The 17966-nt window shown below is 43.6% G+C and carries 18 protein-coding genes; 3 read left to right on the top strand and 15 right to left on the bottom strand.

What is annotated here, in order from left to right:
- The first annotated feature begins 701 nt into the window (after positions 1–701).
- Entirely contained in the window at positions 702–953 is a 252-nt protein-coding gene (locus MTF70_RS09185) for a YgjV family protein (RefSeq protein WP_005376619.1), read from the top strand.
- Between the two features lie 88 nt (positions 954–1041).
- Here MTF70_RS09185 and MTF70_RS09180 read toward each other — a convergent pair whose 3' ends face one another.
- The gene (locus MTF70_RS09180; RefSeq protein ID WP_005376622.1) at positions 1042–1323 is read right to left on the bottom strand and encodes a DUF2218 domain-containing protein; all 282 of its coding nucleotides are present in this window, start codon (positions 1321–1323) and stop codon (positions 1042–1044) included.
- 41 nt (positions 1324–1364) lie between these two features.
- Positions 1365–3371 (bottom strand): TonB-dependent siderophore receptor, encoded by a 2007-nt coding sequence (locus tag MTF70_RS09175; protein ID WP_025767866.1) that lies wholly within the window; start codon positions 3369–3371, stop codon positions 1365–1367.
- A gap of 116 nt (positions 3372–3487) precedes the next feature.
- Between MTF70_RS09175 and MTF70_RS09170 the strand changes: the two genes are divergently transcribed.
- On the top strand, positions 3488–4456 hold the full coding sequence (locus MTF70_RS09170; RefSeq protein ID WP_025767867.1) for an AraC family transcriptional regulator: 969 nt from the start codon (positions 3488–3490) through the stop codon (positions 4454–4456).
- A gap of 87 nt (positions 4457–4543) precedes the next feature.
- Positions 4544–4930 (top strand): Cu(I)-responsive transcriptional regulator, encoded by a 387-nt coding sequence (cueR, locus tag MTF70_RS09165; RefSeq protein WP_005376627.1) that lies wholly within the window; start codon positions 4544–4546, stop codon positions 4928–4930.
- A gap of 42 nt (positions 4931–4972) precedes the next feature.
- Here the strand turns inward: cueR and vctC are convergent, their stop codons facing one another.
- The 13 genes from vctC to rbsD all read right to left on the bottom strand — a co-directional run bounded on the left by vctC (position 4973) and on the right by rbsD (position 17585).
- Complete coding sequence (vctC, locus tag MTF70_RS09160; RefSeq protein ID WP_025767868.1) at positions 4973–5728, bottom strand: iron chelate ABC transporter ATP-binding protein VctC; 756 nt, start codon at positions 5726–5728, stop codon at positions 4973–4975.
- Positions 5729–5730: 2 nt separating this feature from the next.
- Positions 5731–6681 (bottom strand): iron chelate uptake ABC transporter permease subunit VctG, encoded by a 951-nt coding sequence (vctG, locus tag MTF70_RS09155; protein ID WP_005376631.1) that lies wholly within the window; start codon positions 6679–6681, stop codon positions 5731–5733.
- Positions 6674–7609 carry an iron chelate uptake ABC transporter permease subunit VctD gene (gene vctD, locus MTF70_RS09150; RefSeq protein WP_017820306.1) on the bottom strand — a complete coding sequence of 312 codons (936 nt, stop codon included), beginning with the start codon at positions 7607–7609 and terminating at the stop codon, positions 6674–6676. The genes vctG and vctD overlap by 8 nt, the downstream gene beginning before the upstream one ends.
- A 22-nt stretch (positions 7610–7631) precedes the next feature.
- Positions 7632–8540 (bottom strand): siderophore ABC transporter substrate-binding protein, encoded by a 909-nt coding sequence (locus MTF70_RS09145; RefSeq protein WP_005376635.1) that lies wholly within the window; start codon positions 8538–8540, stop codon positions 7632–7634.
- Between the two features lie 163 nt (positions 8541–8703).
- On the bottom strand, positions 8704–9384 hold the full coding sequence (locus MTF70_RS09140; protein ID WP_042522565.1) for a Crp/Fnr family transcriptional regulator: 681 nt from the start codon (positions 9382–9384) through the stop codon (positions 8704–8706).
- A 134-nt stretch (positions 9385–9518) separates the two neighbouring features.
- Positions 9519–10250 carry a nucleoside phosphorylase gene (locus tag MTF70_RS09135; protein ID WP_017635382.1) on the bottom strand — a complete coding sequence of 244 codons (732 nt, stop codon included), beginning with the start codon at positions 10248–10250 and terminating at the stop codon, positions 9519–9521.
- A gap of 10 nt (positions 10251–10260) precedes the next feature.
- Positions 10261–10992, bottom strand: coding sequence for a nicotinamide riboside transporter PnuC (pnuC, locus tag MTF70_RS09130; protein WP_025767870.1), 732 nt, complete (start codon positions 10990–10992; stop codon positions 10261–10263).
- 499 nt (positions 10993–11491) lie between these two features.
- Positions 11492–12514 carry a substrate-binding domain-containing protein gene (locus tag MTF70_RS09125; RefSeq protein ID WP_205461059.1) on the bottom strand — a complete coding sequence of 341 codons (1023 nt, stop codon included), beginning with the start codon at positions 12512–12514 and terminating at the stop codon, positions 11492–11494.
- A gap of 35 nt (positions 12515–12549) precedes the next feature.
- Positions 12550–13467 (bottom strand): ribokinase, encoded by a 918-nt coding sequence (rbsK, locus tag MTF70_RS09120; protein WP_005382617.1) that lies wholly within the window; start codon positions 13465–13467, stop codon positions 12550–12552.
- 223 nt (positions 13468–13690) lie between these two features.
- Positions 13691–14569 (bottom strand): ribose ABC transporter substrate-binding protein RbsB, encoded by an 879-nt coding sequence (gene rbsB / locus MTF70_RS09115; protein WP_005373143.1) that lies wholly within the window; start codon positions 14567–14569, stop codon positions 13691–13693.
- An 87-nt stretch (positions 14570–14656) separates the two neighbouring features.
- Positions 14657–15640, bottom strand: coding sequence for a ribose ABC transporter permease (gene rbsC / locus MTF70_RS09110; protein WP_005382618.1), 984 nt, complete (start codon positions 15638–15640; stop codon positions 14657–14659).
- Positions 15637–17142, bottom strand: a complete 1506-nt coding sequence (gene rbsA / locus MTF70_RS09105) for a ribose ABC transporter ATP-binding protein RbsA (RefSeq protein ID WP_025767874.1) — start codon at positions 17140–17142, stop codon at positions 15637–15639. The genes rbsC and rbsA overlap by 4 nt, the downstream gene beginning before the upstream one ends.
- A gap of 23 nt (positions 17143–17165) precedes the next feature.
- Positions 17166–17585 carry a D-ribose pyranase gene (gene rbsD / locus MTF70_RS09100; RefSeq protein ID WP_005382620.1) on the bottom strand — a complete coding sequence of 140 codons (420 nt, stop codon included), beginning with the start codon at positions 17583–17585 and terminating at the stop codon, positions 17166–17168.
- Between the last annotated feature and the right edge of the window lie 381 nt (positions 17586–17966).

Genomic DNA, 17966 nt, shown 5'->3' with positions numbered 1-17966 from the left:
TCGTAGTCACAGAAATGTGACACATGTGCTGACGCGTAGATATCGAATAATTATATGAAATTGATACCTTATTCTGATTAAGTGTAGTTGTTTTAAGAAAAGAAGAGAGATGAAATCATTCAGCTAAACGCCAGACTGCCGGTTGCGATCAATAATGGAAGAAAAGCAATGAGAATGTTGTATACACCGGAGCGTGATGACATCTTAATCAATATCGGTGACGAAAAAAACGTAACGATTAAATATTGAACAACATAAATTGCAGGACAAAATGCAACGATAAAAAAGTGGCTTACGATATGAATCCCCGCACACCACGAGTTCGGTTTTGTTCTGATATACAGCAAAAAAAACACGAGCAAGCTAATAATAAAATACATAAACACAGCACTTGAAAATAATTATCATTTTCAATCATATGTAAATATTCCCTTACTTTCAATGGTGTTTGAGCTATTAATGTCATCGTTATTATCAATCAACACAATAAGTAAAATTATCAGTAATTCCAGTCCTAAACGTTTGCGTAATCGCTAACCTTCTCTTAACCTTGATTTGAGGCTTTTATCACGGTTTTTCCATTGATATAGTGCGTCCATACAACAAAAAAAGACCATTCGAGGCATGGAGCTTCCTCATTAATCTCAAGATGAGAAGAATTGGTACCGACAAAATTCGGCAGATTTTAAGAGGGTCAAAAAATGGACATGAATATGGTTGAGATTTTAGGTTATGCAGCTTCAATCATGGTCGCTATTTCGCTAACTATGAAAGATATTGTTAAGCTTCGTATCCTTAACTTTATTGGTTGTGCGCTATTTACTGCTTACGGACTAATGATTGATTCTTGGCCTGTAGTACTAACTAACGGTTTTATTGCTTGCGTTAACATCTACTTCCTAGCAAAAATGCAGCAGGAAAAAAAAAGCCTAGAGCCTGAGAAAGCGCAATAGCATTCAAACAATAAAAGCCCGCAAATCATAAGATTGCGGGCTTTTGCTTTTAACATTCCCTTTCTATCACAGCATCCTTAAACGAGCGCTAACGAACCCAGCTAAGTGCTAGTGTTTCTCGACGAGAAAACATGTCCACATGCGATGAAATGATCGCCTTCACCGTATTCAGTTTCTCTTCTGAATCCGCCTCACAGGTTATAGTTAAGCTAGATGCACAAAGGTTAAACTCAGCTTTTCCCGTCGGAAATGTCACCAAACCGCTATTTTCATTCCAAGTAGCAGGAACTTTTCGTCCAAAATGCCGACAAAGCGTCACTAAGTATTTGTCAGCGTGTTCGCTATCTATTCGGGTGCTTTCTTTAATCATGAACTTACTCGTTACTTTGAAACGTCCTATGAAGAACCTTGTTAGAATTGATAAGCTGCAGAGAGCTTGAAGTTGCGACCCGGCTCGTAGTCATCAAGCGTGAAGCCACGTGCAGTCCCCGAACGAGACGCATGAGAGCTGTACAACTCGTCAAATACATTATCAATACCAAAGGTCACCGACAGCCCATCAATATCAGACGGCACCCATTGAGCGTATAGATTATGCACATCATAACTTGCTTTCTTTGGCTGACCATCAAAGACGTTGTCTTCCTCTAGAACAAACATTGAGTTCCACCCGAAGATCGTTTCTAAAGCGTCTGACTGGTAATCCAAAGTTAGAGCAATGCTATCACCCATATCAATGCTACGCCCATTGCCCCCAGCAACAGGACCACCAGTATTCTTGTTTTTGGTGTCCGACTTAGAGTAAGAAAGTTTGCTGTTAAACTTGTCGTAACCATAAGAAGCACTTGCTTCAAAGCCTTTAATCTCAACATCACCTAAGTTGTAAATCAGGTAAGTTTGAGTCGCGTTTTGGTACTGATCTGCAATGTAATCATCAATTTCCGTTTGGAATACCGTAATATTCGCCCCAAAGAAATGCTTATCAAAGGTTTTATCAAAACGAACACCACCCTGCGTGTTCAATCCCGTTTCTGGCTTTAACCCATCCTCTAAAAATGCAACGTCTTGGTAAGCAATAAAGGTTTCCATTAGCTCTGGACCTTTAAATAGAGAGCGTGCACTCGCAAACAACGTCCAATCTTGCGTCACCGCCCATTCTGCTGCTAGAGCCCAAGTCACATCATCATAATTACTGTTTCCTGTCTCAGCTTTGCGTTTGTAATCATCAAAGCGCATACCTGCAGTAATAAAGAAGGCATCAGAGAAGAAGAACTGATCTTCTACAAACAGTGCGGTTGAAATCGCCGATTCGTCCATAAACTTACGACTACCGTAGTAACTCGAAGACGTTTTATCCATGTAGTCGAAGCCATAAGTGACTCGATTATCAAACTCACCTAACATAACATCTGACTGGAATTTGCCATTCAAACCAAAGTTTTGGTTTTTGGCGGTGTTCTTTGATAAACGGTTCGAGGGCCAACGAGGGGCCATCACCGTTTCGTCACGTTTAATTTCTGTCTCGGTATTATAAAGAGTGACGTTTCCTTGGTGTTGTTCGCCTCGCAACTCGTAACTCAAGGTAACGGTATCGCGGTCATAATCCGTAGGGATAAGTAACTTGCTCGACAGGCTATTATTTGCACTACCCGACATATCAGGACGCGGACTGTAATCTCCACTGTCTCGGTACATGTCATAAGAGAGCTCAAAACGATGGATGTCATTTAGTTCATACCCCAGCTTAGCCAGAATGTTGTAAACATCACCTGCAGCACCATAGGTTTTATTGCCATCACCATCTTCAAAATCATCACGCGTAACGTAATGGCCATAGACCATCGCATCAATGTTTTCGGACAAAAGTCCGTACAGTGTCAACGAACCTTGTTGGTTGTCGTTGGATGCATAGCCGCCATAAACACGCGCACCAAACTTTTCATCGTAACGAAGTAAGTCACGAGCGTCTTTCGTTTCAAAGTAGACCGAACCGCCTAACCCGTTTTGAGTCACAGAGTTATTACCTACCTGAATGTCCGCAGATTTGAGAATGTCAGGGTTCAACGTCAAGTTACCAATATGATGGAACATGCTCGCATGCTGAGAAGCACCGTCAAGACGAATGTCCAAATCGGTTTCGCTCAAACCACGAATCGTAATACGTTGATTCACAGAGTGTGTGCCACCAACATCCACACCGGGAATATCGCGCAGTAAATCAGACATATGATCCGCTTGCTTCAGTGACATGTCGTCCGCAAACATCGACTCAGTGTTGCTGGAAACTTTCGTTCCCCATACAACGACCTCTTCAAAATGTGACTCAGTATCTTGAGCTAAAACAGGGGTTGATAGCGCCATTCCCACTGCAAGGCAAAGGCTTGAAAGCTTGATAGGTGAACAAGCAGGGCTTTCCATAACTTAACTCCTAAATATTAATGATAATAATTCTCAGGTATAATAAGCATGAGTTTTATAAATACAAAGGCGATTCGGTTATGCGAAATCGCACAAGTGTTATGAGGAAGTGTCAAATGCAGGAAGTCACAACAAAACGAACTAAAATTGCCAAGATAGCTTTAACCCAAAGACTAGAGGCGACAGAGAAACAATGGATTGTCACGCAAGGCCAACCTTGTCAAACTCAACTGGCCGAAGGTAAGTTCCTATCATATCAGTACAATGATCAAATTTTTGTTCATGGCGGGCGTTGTCTAGAACTTATTGATTCGAATATTGTTTCTACTGCACACGCCTCACTGCTGGTCACTATTCTTTTAGAAGGTAGACTCTCGTTTGGCTACGACGATTTGCAATTTGATTTAGACGCGAGCGACGGCCCTAAGGGTGTAGTGGTGAACTTACTCAAACCTGCAAATTTTCGTCGTTCACTGCTCAAAGATAACCTCATTAATAAGATCAACATATTGGTTAAGCCCCAATGGCTAGAGGCCCGCCTTGAGCAAAATTGTAGTCATCGAGCCTTTTTTAACTCTCATCAGGCGTTTCAACAGTTGGAGCCTAACCAGACGCTATGCGAGCTGGCCGAAACGTTAACAAATAGAGAAACACCGCAAGAGTTCCAAGAAAAGCTAGAGGTCGAAAGCTTGATCTATCAAATATTACATCAAGCCACCAAGCAAATTCCTAAGAATTTCAGTGCTAAAAACAGCAATATTGAACGACACATTGATGGTCGAATTGAGGATATTGTCAGCTATATTGAAACTCACCTTGATCAAGAACTACGCTTGGAAAAGTTGGCGAGCCAATTCTCAATGAGTGTTTCAAACCTGCAGCGTCGATTTAAACAATCACTTAATATGACCATAAACGGCTACATTCGTTTTCGACGTCTTGAGATTGCTAGGCAACATTTGGAACGTGGCCTAGTGACGATAACAGAAGCCGCCTATGAAGCCGGATACCACCACCCTTCTAACTTCACTTATGCCTTTAAAAAGGCATTTGGTGTGCCACCACATGAAGTGATTAAAGAGTAAGGGGACTCTAGGTAACTGACTGTTATTTAGGAGTGTCTTATCCACAACATCGGTATATACTCGCCTTAAACGTTATGGAGGTTAAACATGAATATTGGTGCCGTCGCGAAGCTCACTGGGCTTTCATCTAAGTCGATTCGATTATATGAAGACAAAGGGATCATATCTCCACCAGCGCGTAGCGACTCTGGCTATCGCGAATATTCAGATAATCATATTCAAGAGCTTAACTTGGTATCACGCGCAAAAAGCGCAGGCTTTTCGTTGCAAGAATGCAAAGAGTTCGTACAACTTGCTCATAACCCCAATCGCAAAAGTAGCGAAGTAAAAGCAAGAACCATGGACAAGCTGAGAGAGGTTGAAGAAAAAATTGCACACCTCATGGAGATCAAAACGCAACTTGAAGGTTGGGTTTCTTCTTGTCCTGGAGATGCAGAGAGCCGATGCCCAATCATAGACGAGCTCACCAAGTAAGCCCGCCTATCTATTGATCTCGTTAAAAACGAACTAGCTCGCTTAATGATAAGTACACATGCGCTTACCGTTTAACTCTATGATGTTAAATGGCGTTTCATAGATGTCCTCTAGCGTAGACGCTTGAATAACATCTTCAACCGCACCACTCGCCACAACTTTACCTTTCTTAAGCGCCAATATGACATCTGAGTAACACGCCGCGAAATTAATATCATGAATCACGACCACCATGGCTTTATTCATGTCATGGGCTAACTGCTGCACAACTTTCATGATCTGAAGAGAGTGTTTGATATCTAAGTTATTAAGAGGTTCATCAAGAAAGACATAATCTGTATCTTGTGCAATCACCATAGCAATAAATGCAAGCTGTCGCTGACCACCACTTAATTCATCCAAGTATTTGTCTTGAATATCTTGCAAATCTAAGTAGTCGATCGCTTGTTCTATGACCTCATGATCTTCTTTAGTCAGATTTCCTTTAGAGTATGGGAAACGACCAAAAGAGACTAACTCTTTTACGGTAAACCGCATTGTAATCGAGTTAGCTTGGCGAAGTACTGCCAGTTTTTTCGCTAGCTCTTTTGTGTCCCATTCCGCGATTTCCTTGCAATCAATGATAACACTACCGCCATCTCGCTCCGTTAAGCGCGAGGCCATAGATAACAGCGTGCTCTTTCCCGCGCCATTTGGACCGATAATCGATGTTACCTTGCCCTTTTCAAACTGAGTATTGGCCTCGTCTACGACTTTGTTTGAACCGAAAGCCTTCGTTAATTTATCTATTACTATCATATTTATACAACTTTGTTTTTCAGCAGCAGGTATAAGAAATACGCACCGCCGATAAAGTTAATTACGACACTCAACGTCGTCTCAAAACTGAACACGTTTTCGATTATCCATTGCCCAGCAAGTAGTGAACTTATGGATAGAAACGAACATCCGACCAATAGCGTTTTATGTTGGTAACTTCGGAACATTTCTCGGCTTAAGTTGGTCACTAGTAAACCAAAGAACATGATTGGCCCTACCAAAGCCGTAGAAATAGCAATCAAAACCGCCGAGATAATAAACACATTTCTCGTCACTTTAGGTACATCAACACCCAAGCTTTTCGCATTGTCTTGGTCGAGCCAAAACACATCTAAAGTGCGATGCATCCTAAACAACAACCAACATGCAAACATCAAAGCCGGAGCACTAAAGTAAACCAAGTTCACTTTGACATTATTGAAACTGGCGTACAGTTTCGACTGAACAATTGCATATGTGTTTGGGTCCATCAGCAAAGAAAAGAATGACGCCGCATTGGAAAATAGCTGACCAAAGATCAAGCCGACCAATAGCAACGTAATCAAGTTCTTGCTGCCTTTTGAAAAGTAAAACCCAAACAGCAGTAGCGAAAACGACACCATTACAATTACTGCAATCGCGAAATTTACGTACAAGTTAAGAACTAAGGTACTCAACCCACCAAAAATCAACACGATCAAAATTTGGGTTAACACATACAGCGCATCAAAACCCATGATACTTGGCGTTAAAATTCGGTTGTGCGTAATGGTTTGAAATACAAGTGAAGACTGAGCAATGGCCACACCCGCTAGCACTATCGCCAATACTTTAGGAACTCTACGAGACAAAAAATATTGGTAGTTGTCAGCCGTTAGCCCAATACCAATAAACAGACACGCGAAAAGAATCGCAATGCCACCTAGCAGCAGGATTTTCGTTGAATCACGCATGTTGCTTACCTCGCAACAACATTGCGATGAATACCACGCCACCCAATATGCTAATCACGATAGAGATTGGCATTTCATGAGGGAAAATAATTAAACGACTCACCAAATCGCAACACAACACTAAAATGGCCCCATACATGGCCGTAAGCGGAATGTTCTTTTTGAGGTTATCGCCATAAAAGTGACTCACGAGATTCGGTACAATCAGCCCTAAGAATGGCAACTGGCCAACAATCATCACGACACTTGCTGACATGATGGACACCAATAGCACGCCAATCGTCACAACCTGCTGATAATTCAAACCCAAGTTAATCGCGAAATCTTTTCCGATACCTACGGCAGAGATCCTTGCGGCAAAAAGATAGCTGAGGATAACCATTGGTACCGCGATGTACAGCAGTTCAAAATCACCACGCAAGATGTTGGCGAAGTTTGCGACTGTCCAAGCATTCAGACTTTGAAGTGCATCATATTTGTAAGCGATAAACGTAGTCATGGATTGGATGACATTGCCGAAAATAATCCCGACAAGTGGCACAAAAACCACGCTCTTAAATTGAATGCGCTGAATAAAGAAAACAAACGCCAGCGTCCCAAATACCGAGATGCCGAACACGAGCCAAAGGTGATTATCATTACCAAAGAAAACCACGCTCAGTACGTAGCCCAGCATGGCACATTCGATCGTACCAGTTGTAGAAGGTGCCGCAAATCGGTTCTGGCTGATTTGCTGCATGACAAGACCCGCAATACTCAAGCCAGCACCAGCAAGCAATATGGCAAATAAACGTGGTATACGGCTGGTAAAGAAAAGTTCTAATGCTTTCTCATCACCTGAAAAGAGTTGTTGGGGTGTCATGTTTGCCACCCCAACAAATAACGAAACCGTGCTTAAAACCACAAGGGTTAGCAATAACTTCTTCAAAGTTAACCTCTGCTATCTTGGATTACAGTTCAACGGTTTGCTTTATCTCACTGACCATTTTTTCTGTTGCTGTCACACCAGACATCGACAAGTACCACGCGTCCACATCTAAATAAGTGATTTTATGATTTTTATATGCCGCAGTCGCTTTGACTAAGTCGTTATCCATAGATTTACGAATATCGTTATCCGGCGTACCTGTCAGAGAATTTCGGTCAACCACGAGAATATTTTTCGGGTTAGCTTCACGAATAAACTCATAAGAAATGACATCTCCGTGAGTGCCCGTTTTCACGTGCTCAACCGTTTCCAAGAAGCCAAAGTCGTTATAAATGACACCAAATCGCGACTGGGCACCAAACGCGCTGATATTGTCACCCATGCTTAAAATCGTTAATGCATCATTTTTGTTCGATTGGTTGTAGTCACGGATTGCTTTGAATTGAGCATCTAGCGCTTCAATTTTCTGCTCTACTTTTTCTTCGATATTGAAGATCTTACCAATATTGCGCCATTGCGCTTGCGTGCCTTCCCAATAGCCTTGGTTCTCTTTCGCCGCAAAAACAACTGTAGGGGCAATTTCACTCAGCTCTTCATATTTCGCAGACGCCCGCGGACCAACCAAAATCAAATCCGGTTTTTGCATGTAGATGGTTTCAAAATCAGGTTCAAACAAACTACCCGCAGAGGTGTAGTTATCTTTGCTGTATTTTGAAAGGTAACTAGGAAGATTAGAAGAGTTAGATACTGCAACAGGATCGATACCAAAGTTGTCCAGCGCATCTAGCGGGCCAAAGCCAATCACAACCACACGCTCTGGGGATTGTTCTAGCTCTGTTTGACCCATGTAGTGGTCAATCACAACTTTAGCAGCGAAAGAAGGAGAAACAGTAAATAACGACAGCATAGCCGCACCAACGAATTTTTTCATTTTGTTAAGCCTTAATGAGATCTATTATCATACGCGTTCGCAATATAACGCTACTCTTTAATGCATTCAACAAAATTTAAGGTACTTTACATTAGTTACGTTTACTCAAGACTTAGATATATCAAAGACTTATAAAACCCATTAGTTTCAATACCTGGGCGTATCATTCATGCGCTTCAATAAACGCTTTGAGTGCCAGCTCATCAATAATCTCCAAACCGTTGTCTGTTTTGGTAATCAATCCCTTTTCAATCAAGTCCTTAACTGCACGTCGATAGACTCGGCCTGAGGTGCCAAACCGCTCAGCCTCTTGGTTCACTTTATCAAAGCCACCAAGGAGCTTATCCGTCTGATTACGGACGAGAAGATCATAGGCAATGTTGTAAGTAATGGGATGCAACAAACGATTAGTGTAGATATCCATGGAGTCTTGATAATCCTCAGCCAATGCTGAAGCGAAGAACACCATCATTTCAGGATGATTTTGCAGAGCTTCGGTTAGTTTTTGGATACAGATAACATCAACCTGCATATGTTCATCTGCTATCACATTCCATTGACAAGGGGTCTGAGTGAAGAACTCCATTTCACCATAAATATGATAGTCGCAGTTAGCTTCCCCTAATTGAAAACGTCGTCCATTTGCGGCCAATATGTTCATCGAGACTCGACCTACTGGCACAACATACAAGTACTGAAGTTGCTCACCTTGGCGGAGAATTGCTTCCCCAGCATCAAAGTAACGCGAATTTATTTGGCATTGATAAATCAAATCGCGAAAGGTGGCACTCTTTTCTTCAAGGTATGTTTTGAAGCGACCAGTCGGATAAGGGCTGATTTTCATTTTCTGCTCTCTCAGAAAAAGTTACGGACAACTATTTAAGGTGGATTGTACCCCGTAACTCCAAATAAAAAAGCGACAGTGACCTGTCGCTTTACATCTATTCTGTTTATGTGACTTACTGAGATAGAGACTGGCTAACGCTGAGCAACCAAGGCTTCTAATGCCGTAATCGCGGCACTCTTCTCACCTTGCATCATTACTTTGGCCTCATCAACGTACTGACCAACCCCTTCTTTCACATCTTGTTGATACAGCACCACGTTGTTTAATATCGAAGCCACATGAAGGCCTCGTAGTCGACCGACCGTAAACAGCGCAGAGGTTTCCATATCTGCACCTAAGATGCCTTTCTTGTTCCAATGTTGGCATATTGCATCCTCGTCATCGGTATAGAAACTGTCGTGAGAACGCACCACACCAAAATGATAATGCACTTTTTGCATCGACAAGTAACGCTCAACTTCCTTTAACAGTGAAAAGCTTGCGTAGGCTGGATAAGACGAATCGACATACGCTTTAGAGCCGCCCTCATCTCTTACCGCGCCTTCGGCAATGATCAACTCGCCAAGATGAATGCCTGATTGCATTGCCCCCGCAGATCCAACGCGTACCACATGAGTCACACCGCACTGTTTTAGCTCTTCCACTGCGATGATCATCGATGGCGCACCTATACCTGTACTACACACTGAAACAGGCTTGCCTTTGTAGTTGCCGGTAAACACACGGTACTCGCGGTTTTCCGACACCATTTCTGCATCATCAAATAATGCCGCGATACGATTCGCTCGATCTGGCTCGCCGCATACAATAACGAGGGGAGCGATTTGTGTTTCATCCACTCCGATATGAGGTTGTTTGGCCATTTTTCGTTCCTTACGCAGCAGCGTGCGCTAAGGTTTTATCGCCATTGCGCTTAGCGCTACGAGCCCACTCACGCGTGCCATTGGCAGCGATGAACATAAGAATCGCGTACTGAACAGACATTGCGTAAACACCTTGCGTCGCGTAGATACCCACACTGATGATGTTAATCACGACCCATAGAATCCAGTTTTCGACGTATTTACGTGTCATCAGAATTTGTGCAACAACAGAAAGTACTGTCATGGTTGCATCCCAGAACGGAAACGCGTCAGGTTCAAGCACCGGTTCAGCCAAGCCAGCACCAAAGAGATTCAAGCTATCAACAGCAATGTTTGCTAGCGCAAAGAAAAATGGGTCGATATAGATCGTTAATAATGCGATACATGCAACGCTAATAGAGGCAGTAGTAATAAGTTTCTGTTTATTTAACCAGCGAACCTCCAGCGTTTCACCTTGTGCGTTTGGACGAGTCCACGCATACCAGCCGTAAATGTTCGCACAGAAGAAAAACAATTGAAGAAGCAATAATCCGTATAACTGAATTTGAAAAAAGATAACGGCAAAAAGCGTGACATTCAGCAAACCGAATAAGTAGTTGATGGTTTTTTCTTGGCTGGCAAACCAAATGCAAAGCAGTCCAAAAACTGTACCGAAAGCTTCGATCCAACTCATTGCGTAGCCGTCGCCGATCGGAATGTTAACGAGAGTATTATTAATATCGAGTAAGGCAAAGAGGTCCATAACATGTCCTTTATTATTTTGTTTGGAATACGCTTATATTAGAGCGTGATCCCCAACAAAAAGGAGGACATTTGTCCTCCTCTTGATGCACTCGATCATAATTCAGTTCAATGTTTACTTGAAAGCAATAAATGATGCTATTGAACGATGTTGGAAATAGACGTGCCTATGAATCCAAGCCTAGATAGCGTTTTTTGAATGCAGAAGCTGATGCAAATAAAGCTGACGCCAAAAGTGTAATAATAAAGCCAATTGCGTACTCAAATGCTTCATTAACCAGTAGCTGATAGCAGCTCACAAAAAAAATCAATACAACTGTAATAACATTAACTCGGTGAAACCAAGGGTGTTTTACAGATAACTTAGCGTAACCTTTTGATAACATTTAACTAATCCGCCAGACAACAATTAATAGTTTTATTTATAATCAACGACGATAGTAAGGCTTTATCGTATAAAGAGAAACGACTTTTTTAATTTTTTAGCTCAACATCACACGTCATTCAGTGACGTTTGACTTTAACCTCTTGACGCTTTTCCGTTCCACTAGAGTCGGTTCTAATTGTACGACCTGTGCCTCTGTTGACTTTTCATCCAACTTTCGGACAAGAGTCTCAACGGCAGCCTGCCCCAAACGGTACTTAGGCTGATGAATGGTAGTTAGCGATGGCGACATAAATTTCGCGATATGGATGTCATCGTAACCAATAATGGACAGGTCGTCCGGCACTTTAATATCGAGCTCATTTGCGGCGTTAATCACCCCCATCGCCATCATATCGTTAGAGACGAAAATCGAGCTAGGTAATGCGTCACGTTGAGCCATTTTTTTGAACGCTTGATACCCACCCTCACATTCGAAGTCAGACTCAATGATCCAATTGGCATTAAATTCCAAGCCAGCTTCGTTCATTGCTCGCTTATAACCTTCGTATCGCATTTGCGCTTGGTGTTTAATCAAAGGGCCTGTGATGCACCCAATTTCGGTATGGCCGCAATCAATTAAGTATTTCGCCGCTAAGTAACCGCCACGAAGTGAGTTGTCTTGGATTTTATCGCTTGTAAATAGCATTGGCCCCCAGTCCATTACCACAACTGGGATATCTGGGTAACGCTCAAATACATCGATACGCTCTCCTTCTAGCGACGAGCACATCAAGATCAAACCATCGACACGCTTTTGCAATAGCGTATTAATGGATTGACGCATACGTTCGTTATCACCCTCGGTGTTACATAAAATGAGGCTGTAGCCTTTTTGGTAGCAGCTGCGTTCGACGCCTTTTACGACTTCGCCAAAGAATGGGTTGGTTGAGGTTGTCACGAGCATACCAATGGTTTTGGTACGATTAACTTTGAGGCTACGCGCCAACGCAGAGGGCGCGTAGTAGTTAAGCTCTTTTGCGGCATTGTTAACGCGTTCAGAGATCTCTTCGCTCACAAAACGCGTCTTGTTAATAACATGGCTCACTGTTGAAGTGGAAACCCCTGCCAGTTTTGCGATGTCTTTCATCGTCGCCATGTTACTACTCCTATTTTAATGAGGCGTTGTGCGCCTTATTGTTCAGCGAGAAACGCGTCCACCTCTTCGCGGGTTGGAATCGACGTTTGCGCGCCAAAGCGGGTCACAGAAATTGCAGCCGCCGCATGTGCAAACTTAATCGCTGATTCTAAAGGTAAATCTTCTAGGAGACCAGTGACGAATGCCCCATTAAATGTATCGCCCGCTGCGGTAGTATCCGTCGCTTCAACGCGGAAACCCGAGATGATTTCGCCTCGACCGTTTTGGCTTAGCCAAACGCCTTTTGCACCGAGTGTGATCATGACAATTTCTATACCTTTACCATGTAGCACATTCGCCGCTTCTTGCGCGCTTTCGTTGTCTGTTACAGTAATACCTGTCAGAACTTCAGCTTCCGTTTCATTTGGTGTAATCACGTCAATGCAAGACAGTAATTCATCTGACAGTTCGCGAGCTGGCGCTGGGTTCAGAATGACATTGGTTTTGGCATCTTTCGCGATTCGCGCAGCTTTCTCAATGCCGCACATCGGCGTTTCCAATTGCATTAGCAAGTAATCTGCTTGGCGAATACGCTCTAAATCTGGCTCAATCGCTTCTGCTGTCAGTTTGGCGTTCGCTTCAGCTGAAATGCAAATGCTGTTCTCCCCACTGTCCGACACTTGAATCATCGCGATACCTGTCGGGCAATTTGGCTGCATCTTCACACCAGTGATATCGATGCCGTCCATTTTGAAGTTTTCGCGAATGTTAATGCCGAATGAGTCGTCGCCCACACAAGCGATAAAACCGATGTCTGCATTTAATCGCGCCGCCGCGACGGCTTGGTTGGCACCTTTGCCACCTGGGATAACTTGATAGTTGCGACCATGCAGCGTCTCGCCTGGGCGAGGGAAAGAAGGCACTTGAAGAACATGGTCAGCGTTTACACTACCTAACACCACTAACTTATTCATACGGTTATCCTCGGTTCTGAATGAACCCTTTTTAAAAACTGTTTAGGAAAATACATTAGATGACTTTAACTTCTCTTCCTGACGAAGGAGTCTCGATAAAAAGCCAAAGGCATCTATACCCCACACTTTGCAGTATTTTGGGTAAATTTGCCCTCACCTCCTAAACGACAGATATAAACGGAGGAGAGAGCAAAAATTAGGATGATTTATTGGAACTTGAAACTTACTTAGTGACTACTTTTAGTGGTACTGGGATGTACTCTTCTACTTCTTCACCTTTCAAAACTTTGTCAGCCGTTTCAACACCTAAAGCACCGATAAGGTCTGGTTGCTGAGCAATAGTTGCCGCTAGTTTGCCACGGTTAACTGCTGCAATGCCGTCTTCCGTACCATCAAAACCAACGATAACGACATCTTTGCCAGAAGCTTGAACTGCGCGAAGTGCACCTAGCGCCATTTCATCATTCTGTGCAAATACCGCTTGTACATCCGGGTTAGCCGCTAGCAGGTTTTCCATTACGTTTAGACCTTTTGTGCGGTCAAAGTCAGCTGGTTGGCTAGCAAGAAGATCCATATCGCTGCCCTTCACGGCATTCATAAAGCCTTCACCGCGCTCACGCGCTGCCGATGTGCCCGCAATACCTTCAAGTTGAATGACTTTTGCTTTTTCGCCGACTTTTTCCATGATGTAGTGGCCTGCCATTTCACCACCAATTACGTTGTCCGACGCGATGTGACTCACAACTTCACCACGGCTTGCACCACGGTCTAATGTCAACACAGGGATCTTAGAACGGTTCGCCATACGAATTGCATTAGACACTGCATCAGAATCCGTTGGGTTGATAAGAATTGCTTTTACGCCGCGAATACTTAAATCCTCGATGTTCGACAGTTCTTTACTCGGGTCATTTTGCGAGTCCAGTACAATTAAGTCGTACCCCAATTCTTTCGCTTTTGCTTCCGCACCGTCTTTCATCGTTACGAAGAACGGGTTGTTTAGCGTCGAAACCACAATCGCCATGGTATCTTGAGCTTGCGCCGCTACCGATACGGTTGAAGAAAGAAGTGCAGCAGAGATAAGAGTTGCAAGTTTTTTCATCGTTCTAGTCCTTTGTGTAGGGTGAGCCAGTACACGTCCCCTGACTCGGTTTGTATTCACTGTTTTATATATACAGATTGTTATGAATTACTTGTTTTTGTTGTCTACCAATACCGCCAGCAAGATAACCACTGCTTTTGCAATCATTTGGTAGTAGGAAGAAACATCAAGTAGGTTAAGTGCATTGTTCAAGAAACCGATGATCAGCGCACCAATCAAGGTACCCATGATACGGCCTTTACCGCCCATCAAGCTGGTACCGCCAAGAACAACCGCTGCGATAGCGTCTAGCTCGTAGCCCATACCTGCTGTTGGCTGCGCCGAAGAAAGACGAGACGTTACAATAATGCCTGCAAGCGCTGCTAACATACCGCAGATGGCGTAGACACCAATCTTCACTCGGTCTACATTGATACCTGATAGGCGAGTCGCAGACTCATTGCCGCCTAGTGCGTAAACATAGCGACCAAAGCGCGTGTGGTTAAGTAAATACCAAGCCGCAGCGAACACAACCACCATTAACCAAACAGGAACTGGAATGCCTAGCGCGTAGCCAGTACCAAACCATGCGAACGCATCCGCGGTGTCAGTAAAGCCTGTCGAGATTGGTCGACCTTCGGTGTACACCATGGTCACACCGCGTAGTAACGTCATGGTAACCAGCGTAGCGATAAATGCCTGCACCTTACCCTTCGCAATAATGATACCGCTGATCGCACCTAACGCTGCACCTGCGACTAAAGCAGTTGGAACCGCCACCAGCACCGGAACCTCAAGCGCAATCATGCTTGCCGCAAAGGCACCACACAATGCCAATACCGAACCAACACTTAAGTCGATGCCTGCTGTTAAAATAACTAATGTCATACCCACTGCGATAATGGCATTCACGGAGGTTTGACGAAGAATGTTGAGAATGTTGTCGACCGTAAAAAAGTTCGGGTTCAAAAATGACACAACAACGATCAGAAAGATCAAAGCTATCAGTGATTTTTGCTCAATCAGCCACTCTTTTGTGAACAACTTCTTGTTGCCAGTTTCGGTTGGTTTGCTCATGGTATTCGTACTCATGCTGCTTCCTCATTGATCTCTTTGCCTACGGCACAGGCGAGTAATTTTTCTTGATCGGCGTCTTTCGCATCAAATTCGCCGGTGATACGACCTTCATGCATCACTAAAATACGGTCGCTCATGCCGAGCACTTCAGGCATCTCGGAAGAAACCAAGATGATGCTCATGCCTTCGGCCTTAAACTTGTTGATGAGCTGATAAATCTCTTTTTTTGCTCCGACATCAACACCACGTGTCGGCTCATCCAGAATCAGAACTTTAGGTTTCGTCATTAACCCTTTCGCTATCGCAACTTTTTGCTGGTTACCACCAGATAAGTTGCCGATGATTTGATCTCGCGTTGGGGTTTTAATGTTGAATAACTTAATAAAATCTTCCACAGCAATCACTTCGTCGCTGTGTTGAATCTGGAAGCCTTTGGTCAGCTGGTTTAGCGAACAAAGTGACATGTTCTCCTTAACCGAAAGACCTAAAACCAAACCATCGCCTTTGCGATCTTCAGAGATGTAAGCGATACCATTTGCCAAGCCATCTTGCGGGCTAACCGGGTTAATAGTTTTGTTATCAAGATTGATAACACCATGCTCACTAGGTAATGCGCCGTAAATGACTTTCATGAGTTCAGTGCGGCCTGCGCCCATCAAGCCAGAAATTCCAAGAATCTCACCACGCTTGAGAGTAAAGCTCACATCCTGAACGCCAGACCCAGTCAAACCAATGACTTCAAGACAAGTTTCGCCATGTTGGACATCAATACGTGGATATTGCTCTTCTAATTTTCGGCCAACCATCATTTCAATTAGGCCATCTTCATCAGTGTCGGACACCTTGCACTCACCGATAAACTTACCATCACGAAGCACCGTAATATCATCACAGATTTCAAAGATTTCTTTAAGACGATGCGAGATGTATACGATGCCGCATCCTTGAGCACGAAGCTCATTAATCACTTTAAACAGTGATTCCGTTTCGGTATCGGTCAATGCGTCCGTTGGCTCATCCATAATGATGACTTTCGACTCAAACGAAAGTGCCTTTGCAATTTCCACCATTTGTTGTTCACCAAGGCTTAAATCGCCAAGCAATGTTTTTGATGAATGCTTTACATTGAGACGTTTTAAAAGCTTGTCAGCCTCGTCATACATTTTGCCCCACTGGATACGCCCTAAGGATCCAGTGAACTCTCGTCCCAAGTAAATATTTTCGGCAATCGTCAGTTCAGGAATCAGGTTCAGCTCTTGGTGAATAATGCTAATACCAGCTTCCTGTGAATCGCGTGGCCCTTTAAAGGCCGCCGGCTGACCTTGATATTGAATGCTCCCCGCATCCATGTGGTAAATGCCTGTCAACACCTTCATTAACGTTGACTTGCCTGCTCCATTTTCACCCATCAGCGCCATAACACGGCCTGGATAAACATTCAGGCTTGCTTTGTCGAGTGCTTTTACGCCCGGAAACGCCTTCTCAATTTCGCTTAGTTGTAGAATGGCTTGAGTCATAATCTGTCCTCAATATCTCTGGCTTAAAAAACCACGCCCGCTTGGAAAATAACGTTCGCATATGGCGAGCATTCGCCCGTTCTTACGATAGCGCGACTTTGGGCCGTGCGTGCTTTAAACGCTTCATGTGACACGTAGCTCACCTCAATAGATTTGCCCGTTTCTTCACTCTCTTTGCTCAGTTCGTTGAGCAACGCTTCATGCAAAACTGGGCTTGCATCAGAGAACTCTTCCGCAATGATGACCCCTTCGATTTGGGACTCAGATAGAATTACGCGAACAGTATCAAGAAAACTTGGTACCCCATGCGTTAGCGCCAAATCGATTCGCTGAACATGCTCTGGGATTGGTAGACCAGCATCACATATCGTGATCTCGTCGGTGTGGCCTAGCGTCGCCACCAAGTAAGAAATATCTGAGTTAATTAGGGTACTTTTTTTCATCTCATCGACCTTTCGGTTACACGTTCATACAACCATGAGCGCCTGTTTTAAAGTGTTTTCGTTATTAACAGAAAACTCATCGAAACGTTTCGATGAAATAATAATTCGTCATCGCAATTTGACCAGTGTGAGATCGATAAGGTGTGAGAATGATCTGTAATTCAATTGTCATTGAATAGGAAAAGTGCACTTGAGTCACACTTTACCATCGAAACGTTTCGATGACGGTATTTCCCTGTCATTACGGTTAGGTTTTATACAGGGAGGAAGGAAAAGAGACGTCCAACTACTGAGAAAACCTCTAGTTAATAAGCTCGAAACCTTTCACGTCATCACAATTCTTAGATAGCTGCCTGATTTTGGAGAACGCTCACCTTACAA

The sequence above is a fragment of the Vibrio sp. 2CM40D genome, assembly GCF_023161825.1.
GTDB lineage: Bacteria > Pseudomonadota > Gammaproteobacteria > Enterobacterales > Vibrionaceae > Vibrio > Vibrio alginolyticus.
Note: the sequence above shows the minus strand (reverse complement) of the source record. Positions and strands in the feature narration are given on the sequence as shown.